The sequence below is a fragment of the Polynucleobacter sp. AP-Kolm-20A-A1 genome (assembly GCF_018688315.1).
In the GTDB taxonomy this organism is placed as follows: Bacteria; Pseudomonadota; Gammaproteobacteria; order Burkholderiales; family Burkholderiaceae; genus Polynucleobacter.
This window is the reverse complement of sequence record NZ_CP061315.1, coordinates 1,170,152-1,185,280: the sequence shown is the minus strand read 5'-3', so window position 1 is coordinate 1,185,280 and position 15,129 is coordinate 1,170,152. Positions and strand designations below refer to the sequence as shown.

Sequence of the window (15,129 nt, the reverse complement as noted above, 5' to 3'; positions counted from 1 at the left end):
GGGGAATATTTATGGCAAATTTGAATCCGCTCCAAGCTTTACAGTCTCGCGATAACCTGATTTTCGCTAATCAGTCTACGCTCGATTCTTCACAAAATCTTTCAGATCAAGGACTTACGAGCTTCCCGGACGAACTGCGAGCGGCTAAGCAGCAGAGCCAGAATCCCACCCAGGACACCCCTCGAACAGAGGCTAGAAACACCCAGGCAACCGAAGAAAAGCCGCAAAATTTGCCGCCTTCGACCGATCAGGCGCAGCAGGATGCTGCAAATATTGCCGCCCCCCAAACAAATTCTCAGGCAGAGGCCCCTCAGGCCAATGCTCAAACCCCATCAGAAGCTCCTGCACCCCAAGGTGTTGATCAAGCCACTTTAGGGCAGGTAGAGGTAGCTTTGGCAGTGGAAGCTAAAGCAGCCACCGCTTCAGAGACCTTGGCAGTAGTGGATACCGCATTAAGCGCCGTTCTAGCCGATGGTGTTGCGCAGCAGGCTGGCAATCAGGAAATCGCCGCCGCTACTCTCAATGCTCAAAATCAGGCAGCCATTGCAAAAGCCGCTGCTGATGCAGCAGCACTTCAAGCTGGTGCAGTTGCAGCAGCTGCTGTAACCGCTGACGCTCAAGTTACTGTGGTTGATCCATCTATCACCACTGTTGCTACAGAAGTAGCTGTGCTAACAGATTCATTGCAAACACAAGATACTCAAACTGATGTTGTTGCTACCGACGTTGCGGTCGATGCAAATCCAATTGCTATTGCCAACGTGGTGCAGGTTGCAGTTGCCCCAGTAGTTCAGGTTGCTCAAGCGGTTGCGGCTGATACCGGTACGTCTACCGTTGAGGTGGCGCAAGTGGCTGCTGCAAATGCCAATGCAGCGACAACACAAACAATTGCAAATACCCAAAGTGACAATGTAGCTGCCCAGACCACCCTGGAAAATCCAGTGGACTCAGGCAATGCACAAGCATTTGCTGCAACCCTCAATCAAGCGGCAGCGAACGTGAGCAGTGCACCAGTGCAGGCTCAAACATCCAGCGCTCGAGTAGAGTCAGTCAAAATTAATCCTGGTCAAGCGGTGCAAGTAAGCTCGACAGTAGCAGCACAAGTGCAGGCAAATACAGAGCAGGTTGCAGCGAATGCTTCAGCAGGCGCTCAAGAATTGCCTTTAGATCAAGTGGTTATTCAGAAGATTGAATTACCCACTACCAGCACTCAGACGGCTGTGAATGTCGCCGCTACACCAGCAGTACAGAACGCGGTTCAGGCGGTAAGTTCATCTTCAGATACAGCAGCAATTGATCAGGCGGCCTCAGTCAATACTGCTGCCACCATCGCTAAGCCAGCTGATCAGGCGGTAGCTCAGTCTGCACCTAAGCCAGTAAATCTGCCAACGGTAGAAGAGGGTGAGTTCTCTAAACAGGTGCGCACACAAAATGCGGAAAGTTTTGTAGCTGCTACTGCGGTGACAAAACAAGAGCGTTCAATTCGCGTTGTTGAAAAAGACGACTCATTGGCACAAGCTAGTAACAACGGCATTAATGCAACAGATGCTAAGCAAACCAGCTTTATCTCTACCCTTAATCAAGAAGTGAAGTTAACCCAAACCACGACAGTAAAGTTAGAGCCACAAAATGCCTCATTAGCAACTGGCCCTCTAAATGCTGAAGTGATGCGCGTCCTCAAAGAGGGTGGCGGTCGCGTGGTGATGGAAGTAACTCCTCCAGACCAAGGCACCATTCGCATTGATTTGCGCTTGGATAACCAAGGTCGTGCAATTGTGGTGGTGGATGGCGCAAGCGATTCAACCCGTGCACGCCTGGAGCAGGGTAGTTCACAGTTAAAAGAGCAATTGGCACAAATGGGCCTCTCCTTAAGCTTAGATATGCGCCAGCACTCTGATAATGCGGGCCAACCCCAATTTATGGCCGAAGGCATTGCCTTTAGCAATGGCGGTAATAGCTCAACAGCAGCTGCAAACGCAGATGTAGCCGCCGGTATATTGAGTTCTGCAATTCCGGCTGCTGACGGTAGAATTAATCTATACGCCTAATCGAATCATTAATAAGCAAAGACTTGTAGTGTATGAATCCAAATAAACAAGCCGTATTTTTCAGTCAGGCCCAAGTTGCTAACAAGCGACGTATGCCTGCGCTCGAAATTGTGCATGAGGCATTTGCACGTAGCTTGAGAATTCAGCTTACGCATATTGTGGGCAGCTCAGTGGTTGTTAATTCCAGTTTTGCTGGCCTGAAGAATTACCAAGAGTTCATTCAATCAGTTCCAGCTTCAGCTAATATTCAAGTGGTTGGCTTTGACCACGTTGAAGGTTATGGCTGCTGGTCTTTGGATATGAATACCCTCAATGTTGCAGTCGACACCATCTTCGGTGGCAATGGCACTTTCCCGCCAAGCAACAATAGCAATCCGAAAAAACTTTCCATTACAGAAATGCGTATTGCACGCCGCATTTTGGAAGTGATCGTACAAGAATATGAAAAGGCCTGGAAGCCGCTAGCCGACATCCGCTTTGGCTTTGCGAGACATGAAGAGCAGTTTGATGACTTGCGCTTAGCTGCTCCTGAAGAGCAGGTACTTCACAGCAAATTTAAAGTTAACGTCAATGGCAACGAAGGCCATTTAGATTTTTGCGTTCCTTATTGGGTCCTTGAGCCATTTAAGGAAAAGATTTGGAGTAATGAAGTCAAAGTTAAGCGTGAAACCGATTTGTATTGGGCAACTTCACTGGAGACTCAATTGCAAGAAGCTTCTGTATCGATGGTCGCAGTATTAGCTCGCAAACAAATGACTATTCGTGAAATCCTGGGAATGTCGATTGGTGAGATTATTCCAATTGATATTGATGATCCTGTCACGATGTATGTGGACGGGCTCCCAATGATCCAGGGCAAATACGGCGTTAAGAACAATAAATATTCTGTGAAGGTTGAATCCATTCAACATCCAGCTGAATTTCTCAAAAATCCGGTAAATACTCCAGCCTCTGAGTCTAGCGTGATGCGCAGCGAAGAGCGGGGTGACCTCTATATGCAACAAAAAGGCGAATAATCATGATTGAAAACACCCCATCTCACTCTGGTGACGATCTGGCGAAGGCGTTTGCAAACGCTGGCGCAGCGGTCCGCCGGGCGAGTTTTGATGATTTGGGCGGTGCCTCAGCTACTGCCCCAATGGCTAACGATATCGATTTGGTGATGGATGTACCAGTTCAGGTTACGGTTGAGCTCGGTCGCGCTAAAATGCAAATACGCAACCTTTTGGCGCTTACCCAGGGCTCAGTGATTGAGTTGGATATCCATGCAGGAGATCCTTTGGAAGTGGTGGTCAATGGTTGCCTAGTCGCGCAAGGCGAGGTGGTAATCGTGAACGACCGTTACGGTATTCGTTTAACTGATATTGTTACCCCAGCGGAGCGCATTAGAAAAATTAACCGCTGAGGATTTAGATGGGTGAGAAGGCTGGCAACGGGCATTTAATTAAAAGTACGTTTGGCAGAGTCTCTCCCAAACTCCCCATCATCCAAATAGCATTATTTGGAACCTTATTCAGCTCAGCTTCTGTCTTTGCGCAGGATGCTTCTAGAGCATCTTCCTATCCGAATGCCGGTGGTGGAAGTTTCATCTGGCTTACTTTAGTAACTTTAGTTCTCGCCGCCATTTTGGTTGGCTTGGTTGCCTGGTTCGTCAAACGCAATTTACAGCTCGATGTTCCGAATTCAGCTATTCGTATTTTGGCAGCCCAAGGTTTGGGTCCACGTGAGCGTGTAGTAGTAGTGCAAGTTGCAGGCCGCGTGTATGTGCTGGGCCACACACCCAATCAAATCAATCTCATTTCCGAGTTAGAAGCAGCAGAAGTGGCGAACTTGCCAAAGATGACAAGCTATTCCCCAGACTTTGCTAAGAAGCTCTCAGACCTACTCCGTAAAGGCGGTAAAGCATGAAGCGCCGTCACTATGCCTGGTTAGGCGCCGCCTTACTGTTATTGGTCTCCGGAGCCGTATTTGCCCAATCCCTTCCGCTAGTCACTAGCGGTGCAGGTAAGGGCGGAACCACATATTCCATCCCCGTTCAAACTGTTATTGCATTAACTGCCTTAAGTATTTTGCCGGCTGCGTTGATGTTGATGACTAGCTTTACACGCATTCTGATTGTTTTCTCTTTGCTGCGCCAGGCCTTAGGTTTGCAAAGCATGCCACCCAATATGGTGTTGATTGGACTCTCATTCTTCCTCACCTTATTTGTGATGAATCCGACTTTTGAAACCATTTATCAAGATGCCTATTTGCCTTACACACAGCAAAAAATCAGTTTTGAGAAAGCGGTTGAGGTAGGTGCAAAGCCGATTAAGTCATTTATGCTTAAGCAAACTCGCCAAGAAGATTTGGCGGTATTTGTCAGGCTGTATGACAAGCCAATTCAAGCTAAAGAAGATGTGCCGATGACAGTATTGATTCCGGCCTTCGCAATCTCTGAAATTAAGACGGGCTTTTTAATTGGCTTCATGATTTATTTGCCATTTATTGCGATTGACTTTGCAGTAGCCAGTATCTTGACCTCCTTAGGTATGGTGATGATTTCACCAATGATGTTCTCGTTGCCATTAAAGCTGGTGATCTTTGCATTGGCGGACGGCTGGGCCTTACTGGCTGCCTCCCTCATTGAGAGCTACAAGGTCTTCTAATGGATACGGGTCTCATTATCGAATTGACTTTCCAGGCCATGCGCATGGCGTTTGTACTGGCAGGTCCAACCCTGATTGCGCTGCTCATCGTCGGTTTGGTGATTGGTATTTTGCAAGCAGCCACCTCCGTTAACGAGAGTTCAGTATCGTTTGTACCGAAGCTATTCGTTTTGGCGGTAGTCCTCTTGGTGGCGTTTCCAGTGAGCTTGGCGATCTTTATTGATTACGTGCGCGAGATCATCATGCGCATCCCAACAATCCTGAACTAAGTCAGATCCGAGATCTATCTTGGAATTTAGCGCCGACATCATTCCTCAATTCGTTGCAATTGTGATGCTCATCTCATTGCGCATCTTTGGACTATTAATTTCTGCGCCGATGTTTGCTTTCCGATCTATGCCAATGCGCTTGCGTGTGCTCTTGGCGGTGGTGATTGGTCTCTCGCTCTCACCGATGATTAAGCCTGATCCGGCGGTGCTTTCAGGCACTACCGTAACTTTCTTTGTAGCTGCAACCGAGCTGGCTATTGGCCTGATGGCTGGTTACGTGATACGCCTGGGCTTGATGGCCTTTGATGTGCTCTCTGAAACCTTATCAATGTTGGCTGGCTTTAGCTTTGCCTCTACAGTGGGTCGTGACCCGAACATTTCATCTGGCTTGATTGGTGAGTTGCTCCTCCTAACGGCTATTGCCTTGTCATTTGCTCTGAACATTCATTTGGTCTTGTTTGAGATCGTTCTCACGAGTTTTAAGGCGGTTCCATTTGGTGCTTGGCCAAGTGCATGGGATGCGCAAGCAATCGTTGCTCTAGTGGTCAAAGCCTTTCAATTTGGCATGGTCATCAGCATGCCCGGGATTATTGTTTACCTCGTATTCAATATGCTCCAAGCTATTTTGGGAAGAACCAGCCCACAGTTGAACTTATTCTCAGTAGGTTTTGCTGTGACCGTCCCTATCGCCTTTTTATTAATCATCATTTTGCTGCCCGATATGACAGCAATTGTGATCCGAGTACTTCAGGGTCCGGTTGCCCTTGTCCGCCAAGGCCTCAACCCTGGCATGTAAGGGGCTCCAGGGCAGGGCGGGCATTATTTACCGAGCCCCCTCAAAGACCCCTGCAATTTTTGCCGTTTTAACTCTAATTATTAGAAATAACCACCAGAATAGATTCTTTTAAATATCTTAAGTTGTTGATTTATATAGATATTTAAATATTTCTCAATTCTGGCACGCCATTTGCATACTAAGAAGTGAAGTTGGGACATGTGTCTCAACAAACTGAAGGTAAAAGGTAAATGAGCTTGGTTCCACAATATGATCCGATCCAGTTTGGCGAAGCCGCATTGAAGTTGCGCAGCTACCGTCAAGAGCTGCTCGCATCTAATTTGGTGAATTCAGACACCCCTGGCTACAAAGCTAGGGATATTCGCTTTGGCGAAGTGCTCAAACGCAACCTCAATGCTGAAGTTCAGTCCGCTAGCCTGCCAATGGCAGTAAGCAATAGCGGCCACATGGTTGCTCAAGGCCATGCAGCAATCCCAGTTTTATACCGTAGCGCAGTACAACCTGCGATGGACGGCAATACCGTTGATCCCGATGTGGAAAGAAGTCAGTTCATGAAGAACTCATTCTTCACTGAAGCCACATTGAATTTCCTAGGCTCTGAGATTCGTACTCGTATCTCAGCAATTACAGGACAAGGTTCATGAGTTTATTAGGCGCATTCGATATCGGTTCAAGCGGTTTAGTTGCTCAAGCAATGCGCTTGAACGTGACCGCTTCTAACGTAGCCAATGCAGAGAGCGTTGCTGGTCCTGATGGCCGCACATATCGCTCACGCCAAGTGTTATTTAGCCCAACACCAATTGAGAAGGCTCAAGGTGTTGGTGTACAGGTATCTGCAATTGTTGAAAGCGCAGAGCCTTTGCGTATGGAATACAAGCCATTTCACCCAATGGCGAATGCAAGCGGTTACGTAGAAATGCCAAACGTAAACCCAGTAGAAGAAATGGTGAACATGATCTCTGCATCACGTTCATATCAAGCTAACGTGGAAATGATGAACACCACACGTCAGTTGATGTTAAAGACACTCGATTTAGGCCGTTAATAAAGGAAAAAACGATGGCAACTGTATCTAACTTAAGTCTGATCAAGCAGTACGATCCAACCGCTAAAACAGCTGCGGCGACCGATCCTACTTCAACGAAGGATATGACACAGAACTTCTTGAAGATGCTAACTGCCCAGTTACAGAATCAAGACCCAATGAACCCAACCGATACAGCGAGTATGACTACTCAGCTGGCTCAATTGAACATGGTTGACGGTATCAACCAAATGAAGAGCACGATGACTTCATTGTTGTCACAGATTCAGTCTAGCGATTTCATGAACTACTCCTCATCTGTTGGTAAGTACGCAATGGTTGCAGGTAAGTCAATGAGCTTTGACGGCCAAACACCAATTAACTTGGGTGCACAGCTAGCAAATGACGTTTCTTCTGTGTTGGCAACAATTACTGATGCCAACGGCAACGTTGTCGCTCAAGAAACTTTAGGCGCTCACTCTGCTGGCATGGTTGACTTCTCATGGGATGGCACTGACAGCAATGGTCAACCCGTAGCGGCTGGTAAATACAACATCGCCTTGAGCGCATTAAGCACTGAAGGTAACACTTTTACTCCTGATAGTTATGTAGCTTCAATGGTTGCAGCTATTGGTAAAGATTCAAATAAAAACGCTTTATTGACATTGGCTGACGGCAGAGCAGTAGCGCCTACAGACATTGCTCAGTGGATCGCTTAAGAATTAACGAATTACAGACTTAAAAACAGAAACATTCATTCATTTATTGCAGTTGATATTTAAATTATCAAAAGGAACCTAAAACATGGCTAACTACACAATCGGCTTATCTGGCTTGCAAAACACCTCATTGGCTATTGATACGACTAGTAGCAATATCGCTAATGCGAATACCGTTGGCTACAAAGCCGGCGACTACGTGTTTGCTGACCAGTATTTCAAGGCCGTTAATCCTTCTGACGTTAATCGCGTTGGTTTAGGTTCCGAGCGCTTAGCAGTGCGTCGTCCTTTGACATACGGCACTATCAACAATTCATCTAACCCATTGGATATGGCTATTGGTGGCGACGGTTGGTTCCGCGTGCTGACCAATCCAGATGATCCAACATCATTGAACTACACCCGTAACGGTCAGTTTGCTGTAGATAAGAATGGCTGGATCGTAAATGAAAATGGTATGTACTTGACTGGCTATCAGCCAAGCAAAGATGGCACATCAGTGACTGACGACATTCGCGGTCTTGGTACTACTAATGGCAAGCTGAAGATGCCTGCTGACTTTGCTAATGGCACACAAACACACACATCAAAAATTGCAGCAGTTTTGGATTCTCGTGAAAACGCATTCGTTAAAGCGGGTGGTGTTGCATTCGATCCAGCACAAAATACATTTAACTCAAAAACAACTCAAACTGTTTTTGATTCCAATGGCGCTGCTCATACATTAGAGGTTTACTATCGTCGCATTACTGATAGCGCATTGAACATCACATCTAATTCAACAGGCTACGTATACACACCTGGTCAAGCATCAGCTCCAAATACATTGTCTGATACTCAAGTTGTAATCCCAGGAACATCTGCTTTGTCAGTGCAAACTCCTGCAATCACAACCGTATTGGGTAAGGTAACAGGCCAAACCGTTACTAACGGCGGAAATTTGACATTTGATGCTGGCAAATTAGCTGCGGCAGCTATTCCATTGGGAAGCAAGATTTTCATGAATGGTCGCGATACAGGCTTGACTGTTGCTACTGCTGGCTTTGCATTAGGTGATTCAATCGCAACTATTGCTACCGCAGGTGGCGCACTTGATGTACCGGCTAGCGCAGCATTTAGCTTCTATCCTGCAGATGCAGCTGATACAGTTGCGTCTGCTGCAGCTGCAGCTACAACCATCACCCTGACAACTGGCTCTAGTGACTTGGTTGGTAGAAGATTGTTTACTGGCTCTACTGATACCGGTTTGACTGTAACTGCATACAATTCCGGCACAAAAGTTGCAACTTTAAGCGGCGGAATTCCTGCTACATTAACTAGCGCTGCAGTTACATTCAAGAAGACTCTTGATATGACTTTGACAGCTCCAGACGGAACAGCTGTAGTAGTTCAAGGTACAACAAATAAAGCTGCGTCTAATTCAATCTTGACTGCAGTTCGTTCAAACGTTGAAGTTTATGCAGCGATTGATGGTGTGTTCTATAACTACAACGATCCAAGCACTGTTTCTAATAAAGGGCAGGCCGCAGAAACCCAAGGTGCTGGTGGTTATCAAACTGTTGCAACAATGGGCTTTATCGGTGGGCGTAATATCGATTCATTGGTTGTTGACAATGCTTCTGGCAAGCCAGTATTTAGCACAATCGCTAAATTGACTACTCGCGTAAGCAATGGCTCACAGCAGGGAACTAACATTCCTTTGATCTTTGATTTGGATCTTTCTGATACACAAGTTCAAGCTTCATCATTCCAAGTAAATCAAAGTGCACAAGACGGCGAGCCACGCTCACAATTGTCTAGCGTTAGCATCGATGGCAACGGCACAATCGTCGGTGTTTACGGTAATGGCCGTAAATTGATCGCCGGCCAAATCGCTTTGGCACACTTTGACGCTTCAGAGCAATTGGTTCCAACTGGTGGCAACTCGTTTGCTCCTAGCTATCGTTCAGGTACTGAAGGTGACAACGGTGTTCGCATCGGTCGCCCAGGTGAAGGCTCATTTGGTGCAATCAAATCTCAAGCGGTTGAACAGTCAAACGTTGATTTGTCAAACGAACTCGTTAAGTTGATGTTGTTGCAGCGTGTTTACTCTGCTAACTCACAAAGCTTGCGTGCATTTGACCAAACAATGCAAGACACCATCCGTATGGTTGGTTAATCAATAGCATATTGATATAGAGATTAGGTAAACATGTTAGATCGGTCAGCTTATATTTCGATGACGGGTGCCAAGCAGGCAATGCTGCAATTGGCTACCACGACTAACAATCTCGCGAATGCCCAGACTCCTGGGTTTCGTGAGATGTTTGCCGCATTTCGTTCTGCACCGATTGAAGGTCAGGGCGCAGCTTCACGTGCTTTTGTAGTGGATACCACGCCAGGCACTGATTTCACACCGGGTCCGATTCAAACTACTGGTAATCAGTTGGATGTAGCTATTCAAACGCGCGACGGCTTTTTTGCTGTGCGTCGTCCAGATGGTTCTGTTGCTTACACCAAAAATGGTCGCTTCAATATTGATGAGAAGGGCGTTTTACGCCTTGGCGATAACGTTGTATTAGGTCAAGACAACGAAATTAATATCCCTGATTCAATTAAGCAGATAAGTATTTCTCAAGACGGCTATATCTCTTCGCAAATGATCGGTATTACCACTTTTGATGAAGCGGCCAATACACCTTTTGATGAAATTGATCAATTGCGTTTGGTTAAGGTAGATCCAAATACATTGGTACGCAGCGCTGACGGTTTATTTGATATTCCAGGCATGATCCAACCAGCTGCCGATACAAGTATTCGTGTACAGCAGGGTGCTGTTGAGTTGAGTAACGTAAACCCAACCACAGCTATGGTTCAGATGATTGAACAAAACAGAATGTTTGACTTGAATATGCGTTTTATTCAGTCTGCAGATCAGAATGCAAAGTCAGCAAATGCTTTGATGTCTTTGTCACGCGGTTAAAGAATTAATTAAAAGAAAGTAGATTTCATTATGATGCGCTCACTGTGGATTGCAAAGACGGGTTTAGATGCTCAGCAGATGAACTTGGACACGATTGCCAATAACTTGGCTAACGCGTCAACCACCGCATTTAAAACATTGCGTCCAATGTTCCAGGACTTGATGTATCAAACTATTCGTGAGCCAGGATCATATTCCTTGACTCAAACTATGACTCCAGATGGCTTGCAATTAGGCTCTGGTGCAAAATTACAGGCTACTGAGCGCATCATGACTCAGGGCCCTTTGCTGACTACAGCAAACCCATTGGACGTAGCAATCAAAGGTAACGGCTATTTTCAGGTTCAAATGCCCGATGGCACATTGGCCTATACACGTGACGGTGGATTTACTACCAACCAGAACGGCACTATTGTGACTAGCTCTGGCTATACCGTTGGTAATGGCATCACCATTCCTCCTGGCGCAACTTCTATCACTATTACTCCAGATGGTTTGGTTCAGTACACGACACAAGACATCTCCAAAATTAACACTGCTGGTAGCTTAGTGGTTGCAAGCTTTATCAACCCAGATGGCTTGATCGGTGCTGGCGGCAACTTATTCTTGGAAACACCAGCATCTGGTGCTCCATTGGTCAATGTGCCTGGTACTAATGGTCTTGGCTCTGTAATGCAAAACACACTTGAGCAATCCAACGTAAACGTTGCAGAGCAATTGGTGCAAATGATTGCCGCACAACGTTTGTATGAGATTCAAGCTCGTGCGATTACTGCTTCTGATCAAATGCTTCAAAAAATTGGACAACTATGATGCGTAGACTATTACTCATTATTGCTTCACTAGTGGCGCTAACCCAGTTGTGGGGTTGCGCTTCTTCTGCTAACCGTACACCTTTGGTGACTACGCCTACGACCGTTCGCCCATCAGCTGGCGATGATCGTCCAGCGAATCCTGGTAGCCTTTTCCCAGCAGCTCAAACTTCAATGACTGGCATCTACAGACCATTGTTCGAGGATCGTCGTGCACGTGCTGTAGGTGATACATTGATCGTCTTGTTAAACGAGACTACTAGCGCAAGTAAAAATTCTGGCTCCTCTGCGAAGAAGAGTGGTGGTACTGCCCTGAACGCAGGCGTAACTAATACAGGTGCAAACAATGTATCTATGAACCCAACTGGTAAGTTGGGCTTAGGTGCGGATGGCGCTACAAACCATTTGGGTGAGGGCGCAAGTTCTGCAGCTAATAGCTTTAATGGATTTATCACTGTAACTGTTTTGGAAGTTCTCTCAAACGGTAATATGGTTGTAGCTGGTGAGAAGCAAGTTGCCGTTGGTTTCGAAGAAGAGATTATTCGCTTTGGCGGAACTGTTAATCCAAATAACTTGATTAACAATACTGTTGCCTCTTCTCAAGTAGCTGATGCACGTATTGAATATCGTGGTCGTGGTGTAACGGATGATGTGCGTGAGCCTGGTTGGTTGACCAAGTTCCTCTTTGGCTATGGCCCGATGTAAGGATGATGATGAAAAAGATCCTCATTGCCCTTGCTGTTTTGGCACTTCAATTAGCTGGTAGCAACTTTGCCCAAGCTGAACGTATTCGTGAAATCGCTGACTTTACTGGTCAGCGTACCAACCAATTAGTTGGTTATGGCTTGGTAGTTGGTTTGGATGGTACAGGCGACTTAACTATTCAGACTCCATTTACTTTGCAAAGTATTCGTCAGATGCTTTCAGCGATGGGCGTTACCATTCCTGAGACCGACAAGTACAACAACCAAACTTGGTTGCGTAATATTGCTGCCGTAATGGTGACCGCTGATTTACCGGCATATCCAAAACCAGGTCAAAAGATTGATGTCACCGTTTCTGCGATGGGAAGCTCGCGCAGTCTCAAGGGTGGAACTTTGGTTATGACACCTATGCGCGGTGCAGATGGCCAGGTTTACGCTCAAGCACAAGGTTCATTAATCATTTCAGGCCATGGCGTTGCCAACTTAAATACCAAACAAAACAATCACTTATCTGCTGGACGTATTCCTGCAGGTGGTTTGATTGAAAAAGGTATTCCAGCTGACGAGAACAATACATTTGTTGAGATTAACTTGAAAAATAGTGATTTCTCTCTAATGCAGAGAACAACAGATGCAATTACCCGTCGTTTTGGCGCCAATATTGCTGTACCGATTGATGGCCGCTCACTTACTGTACGTACACCAGAAAATCCAGTTCAACGTATGAACTTCTTGGCAGCATTGCAAGAGTTGGATATTCCATTGATACCGGATTCCGCAAAAGTGGTTCTGAATTCCAGAACTGGTTCTGTGGTGATGAACCAAGGCGTTCGCTTAGGATCATTTGCTGCCGCTCATGGAAATTTATCTCTGCGCGTAGAAGTCCGTGTTGATCAATCCCGTTTACTGCGTCAGCCGCCACCGTTTACAGGTGAGGCCACACTATCTACTGCTGTAGATAACGTCAACGTCGATCGTGGTTCTGAGAATGCTCTGAAATTTGCTGGCCCAAGCGCATCGCTTGAGTCTGTAGTGAAGGCTTTAAATATGTTGGGTGCTACGCCACAAGATTTGATTGCCATTCTGCAGGCCATGAAAGCAGCTGGCGCCCTTAAAGCGGACATCGAAGTTATCTAATCATGACAACAGTCGCTACCTCATCTTCACCATGGGAGTTAGGCGCCACCGCCAATAGATTGGCAACGCCCACTACCGCTGCAAATTATCGCCAGAAGGTAGAAGAGGCTGCACGTGGATTTGAGACGACTTTAGTACGTCAAATGCTCCGTGAGATGCGTAACTCAAGTTTTGACCCTGATAAGCAAAAGTCAATCAATACCGGCTATACCGATATGGTTGATGATCAGGTCGCTGCAATGATCACCAAGGGTAATGGTCTTGGCTTTGCCAAAAAAATGACAGAACAGCTGTTACAGCAGGCTGATGTAGCCGCCAAAATAAAGGCTAAAAACTAAAGTTTTGCTCTAAATGTCCGTATATATCTGTGTAGGTATAGCCAAGGCAATAGAGGTGATGCTGGTTGTAGAACAGAAGTAAAACTCAGTAAACAGGGATATCGTGGGCGTAAACAACATTTCAATCATCAATTCAGCTTATTCTGCTCTTGAAGTAGCTTCAGCTGGCATGACTGTAACTTCCCAGAACGTTGCTGGTTCATCAGTAGATGGTTTTACACGTCGTCAATCCAATAGCATCATCAGTACCCGCGCCTTAAATTCTTGGAGTTTTGGCAATACCGCATTCTCTGTAGAAGGCTTTACTCGCTACACGGATCGTTTATTAGACGCTCAATTAAGAGAGCAGAAGAGCAAATCGAGCTTTACAGCCAGCTTGCTCCAGACTGTAAATGGCTTGGATACCTCCATGATGGATCCATCTAGCTCAATTGCAGAGGCGATGTCCAGCTTCTTTAATGCTGCCGGAACATTGGCCTCTAATACGAGCAGTACAACGAATATTCAAGACTTTGCTGCCAAGGCAACACAGGTGGCAACACGTATCAGCACCTTTACCGATACCATTAATCAATTAGGTGCAAGCACAAGAGCAAACCTTACAGCCATTTTGGATGAGGCAAATGCAGTTGCTCCAGCTTTAGCGCGTATTAACCTAGACATTCTCAGTGGTTCTGTACCAGGTAATGCAACTCCAGCAGCAGATGTGTTGGATGAGCGCGATCGTTTGTTGACTCGCTTGCAAGATCTGTTGGGTGGAAAATCGATTATTCATACTGACGGCACTGCAACCTTCCAAATTGGTGGCATGGCGTTGGTGGACGGCTCAGTAGCCAACCATTTTGTAAATACTGATGTGAGCGCCAGTGTATTCAACGTTCAACTTCAGTCTGAAAATATTGATCCAAAATATTCCGACGGCCGTAAGGTCAATATTGGCTTTCTCTCAACGGAGGGAGCATCTTTAACAACAGTAAACGGCAATCCATATCAAGCTGCTGCAAAAACTGCCTTTACTGGCGGCCAAGCAGGTGCTGCATTTACTATCCTGACGGATTTCATACCCAAGATCCAACGCCAAGTAAGTTCAATTGCCTTGGTGTTTGCACGTGATGTAAATGCGGTTAAGCAAAAAGATGGCACAACAGGGATCACCTCGATTTTTGGTTTTAAGAACACCACTACTAATGGCCCAAGTGTGATTACAACCACTCCAGCCGTTTTGGGTTCTTACACTGCAACACAATTAATGGATATGTCTGATGAGAAGTCTGCCAATTACAACGCCGCTATTGCTGCGGTGGTAAATGGCGCGGATTGGGATCCAGCTCTGTTTGTTTCTAATATCAATTTTGGATCAAACACAGTCCTATCAATTGATTCAACTGCAGCAAACGCAATTGAGAGTACGCGTAATAGCTTTAGCACTCCATTATCTTTGCTAACTAACAACGTGGCTTCAACTATCTCATCTTGGAAGGCTCAAGATAAGGCAAATATTTCGGTTGCTACACAATTACAAAATCGCAAAGAGTCAGTATCTGGTGTTAATTTAGATGAAGAGGCTGCTAACTTAGTTAAGTTCCAGCAGCTCTATGGTGCCGCAAGTAAGGTAATGCAAACTGCTAATCAAATGTTTGCTACTTTGTTGTCAGCAATGAATGCTGCGTAA

The 15,129-nt window shown here is 46.0% G+C and carries 17 protein-coding genes; all 17 read left to right on the top strand.

Annotation, left to right across the window (positions count from 1 at the left end; all coding sequences use genetic code 11):
* The first annotated feature begins 11 nt into the window (after positions 1–11).
* The 17 genes from C2745_RS05920 to flgK all read left to right on the top strand — a co-directional run bounded on the left by C2745_RS05920 (position 12) and on the right by flgK (position 15,129).
* Positions 12–2,048 (top strand): flagellar hook-length control protein FliK, encoded by a 2,037-nt coding sequence (locus C2745_RS05920; protein WP_215383456.1) that lies wholly within the window; start codon positions 12–14, stop codon positions 2,046–2,048.
* Between the two features lie 32 nt (positions 2,049–2,080).
* A complete protein-coding gene (locus C2745_RS05915) occupies positions 2,081–3,064 on the top strand; it encodes a flagellar motor switch protein FliM (protein WP_215383455.1) in 984 nt (327 codons plus the stop codon).
* A gap of 2 nt (positions 3,065–3,066) precedes the next feature.
* Complete coding sequence (fliN, locus tag C2745_RS05910) at positions 3,067–3,453, top strand: flagellar motor switch protein FliN (protein WP_215383454.1); 387 nt, start codon at positions 3,067–3,069, stop codon at positions 3,451–3,453.
* A gap of 8 nt (positions 3,454–3,461) precedes the next feature.
* On the top strand, positions 3,462–3,956 hold the full coding sequence (gene fliO / locus C2745_RS05905; protein WP_215383453.1) for a flagellar biosynthetic protein FliO: 495 nt from the start codon (positions 3,462–3,464) through the stop codon (positions 3,954–3,956).
* Entirely contained in the window at positions 3,953–4,696 is a 744-nt protein-coding gene (gene fliP / locus C2745_RS05900) for a flagellar type III secretion system pore protein FliP (RefSeq protein WP_215383452.1), read from the top strand. The genes fliO and fliP overlap by 4 nt, the downstream gene beginning before the upstream one ends.
* Positions 4,696–4,965 carry a flagellar biosynthetic protein FliQ gene (locus C2745_RS05895; protein ID WP_215383451.1) on the top strand — a complete coding sequence of 90 codons (270 nt, stop codon included), beginning with the start codon at positions 4,696–4,698 and terminating at the stop codon, positions 4,963–4,965. Before fliP ends, C2745_RS05895 begins: the two co-directional genes overlap by 1 nt.
* 19 nt (positions 4,966–4,984) lie before the next feature.
* The gene (locus C2745_RS05890) at positions 4,985–5,761 is read left to right on the top strand and encodes a flagellar biosynthetic protein FliR (protein WP_215383450.1); all 777 of its coding nucleotides are present in this window, start codon (positions 4,985–4,987) and stop codon (positions 5,759–5,761) included.
* 230 nt (positions 5,762–5,991) lie between these two features.
* A complete protein-coding gene (flgB, locus tag C2745_RS05885) occupies positions 5,992–6,405 on the top strand; it encodes a flagellar basal body rod protein FlgB (protein WP_215383449.1) in 414 nt (137 codons plus the stop codon).
* Entirely contained in the window at positions 6,402–6,806 is a 405-nt protein-coding gene (flgC, locus tag C2745_RS05880; protein WP_215383448.1) for a flagellar basal body rod protein FlgC, read from the top strand. The genes flgB and flgC overlap by 4 nt, the downstream gene beginning before the upstream one ends.
* Before the next feature lie 14 nt (positions 6,807–6,820).
* A complete protein-coding gene (locus tag C2745_RS05875; RefSeq protein WP_215383447.1) occupies positions 6,821–7,504 on the top strand; it encodes a flagellar hook assembly protein FlgD in 684 nt (227 codons plus the stop codon).
* A gap of 85 nt (positions 7,505–7,589) precedes the next feature.
* The gene (locus C2745_RS05870; RefSeq protein WP_215383446.1) at positions 7,590–9,662 is read left to right on the top strand and encodes a flagellar hook-basal body complex protein; all 2,073 of its coding nucleotides are present in this window, start codon (positions 7,590–7,592) and stop codon (positions 9,660–9,662) included.
* A gap of 33 nt (positions 9,663–9,695) precedes the next feature.
* The gene (locus C2745_RS05865; protein WP_215383445.1) at positions 9,696–10,466 is read left to right on the top strand and encodes a flagellar basal body rod protein FlgF; all 771 of its coding nucleotides are present in this window, start codon (positions 9,696–9,698) and stop codon (positions 10,464–10,466) included.
* Positions 10,467–10,496: 30 nt separating this feature from the next.
* On the top strand, positions 10,497–11,279 hold the full coding sequence (gene flgG / locus C2745_RS05860; RefSeq protein ID WP_215383444.1) for a flagellar basal-body rod protein FlgG: 783 nt from the start codon (positions 10,497–10,499) through the stop codon (positions 11,277–11,279).
* The gene (locus C2745_RS05855) at positions 11,276–11,983 is read left to right on the top strand and encodes a flagellar basal body L-ring protein FlgH (protein WP_215383443.1); all 708 of its coding nucleotides are present in this window, start codon (positions 11,276–11,278) and stop codon (positions 11,981–11,983) included. Before flgG ends, C2745_RS05855 begins: the two co-directional genes overlap by 4 nt.
* A gap of 2 nt (positions 11,984–11,985) precedes the next feature.
* The gene (locus tag C2745_RS05850) at positions 11,986–13,119 is read left to right on the top strand and encodes a flagellar basal body P-ring protein FlgI (RefSeq protein WP_251368303.1); all 1,134 of its coding nucleotides are present in this window, start codon (positions 11,986–11,988) and stop codon (positions 13,117–13,119) included.
* 2 nt (positions 13,120–13,121) lie between these two features.
* Complete coding sequence (locus tag C2745_RS05845) at positions 13,122–13,457, top strand: rod-binding protein (protein WP_215383442.1); 336 nt, start codon at positions 13,122–13,124, stop codon at positions 13,455–13,457.
* 169 nt (positions 13,458–13,626) lie between these two features.
* On the top strand, positions 13,627–15,129 hold the full coding sequence (gene flgK, locus C2745_RS05840) for a flagellar hook-associated protein FlgK (protein WP_251368302.1): 1,503 nt from the start codon (positions 13,627–13,629) through the stop codon (positions 15,127–15,129).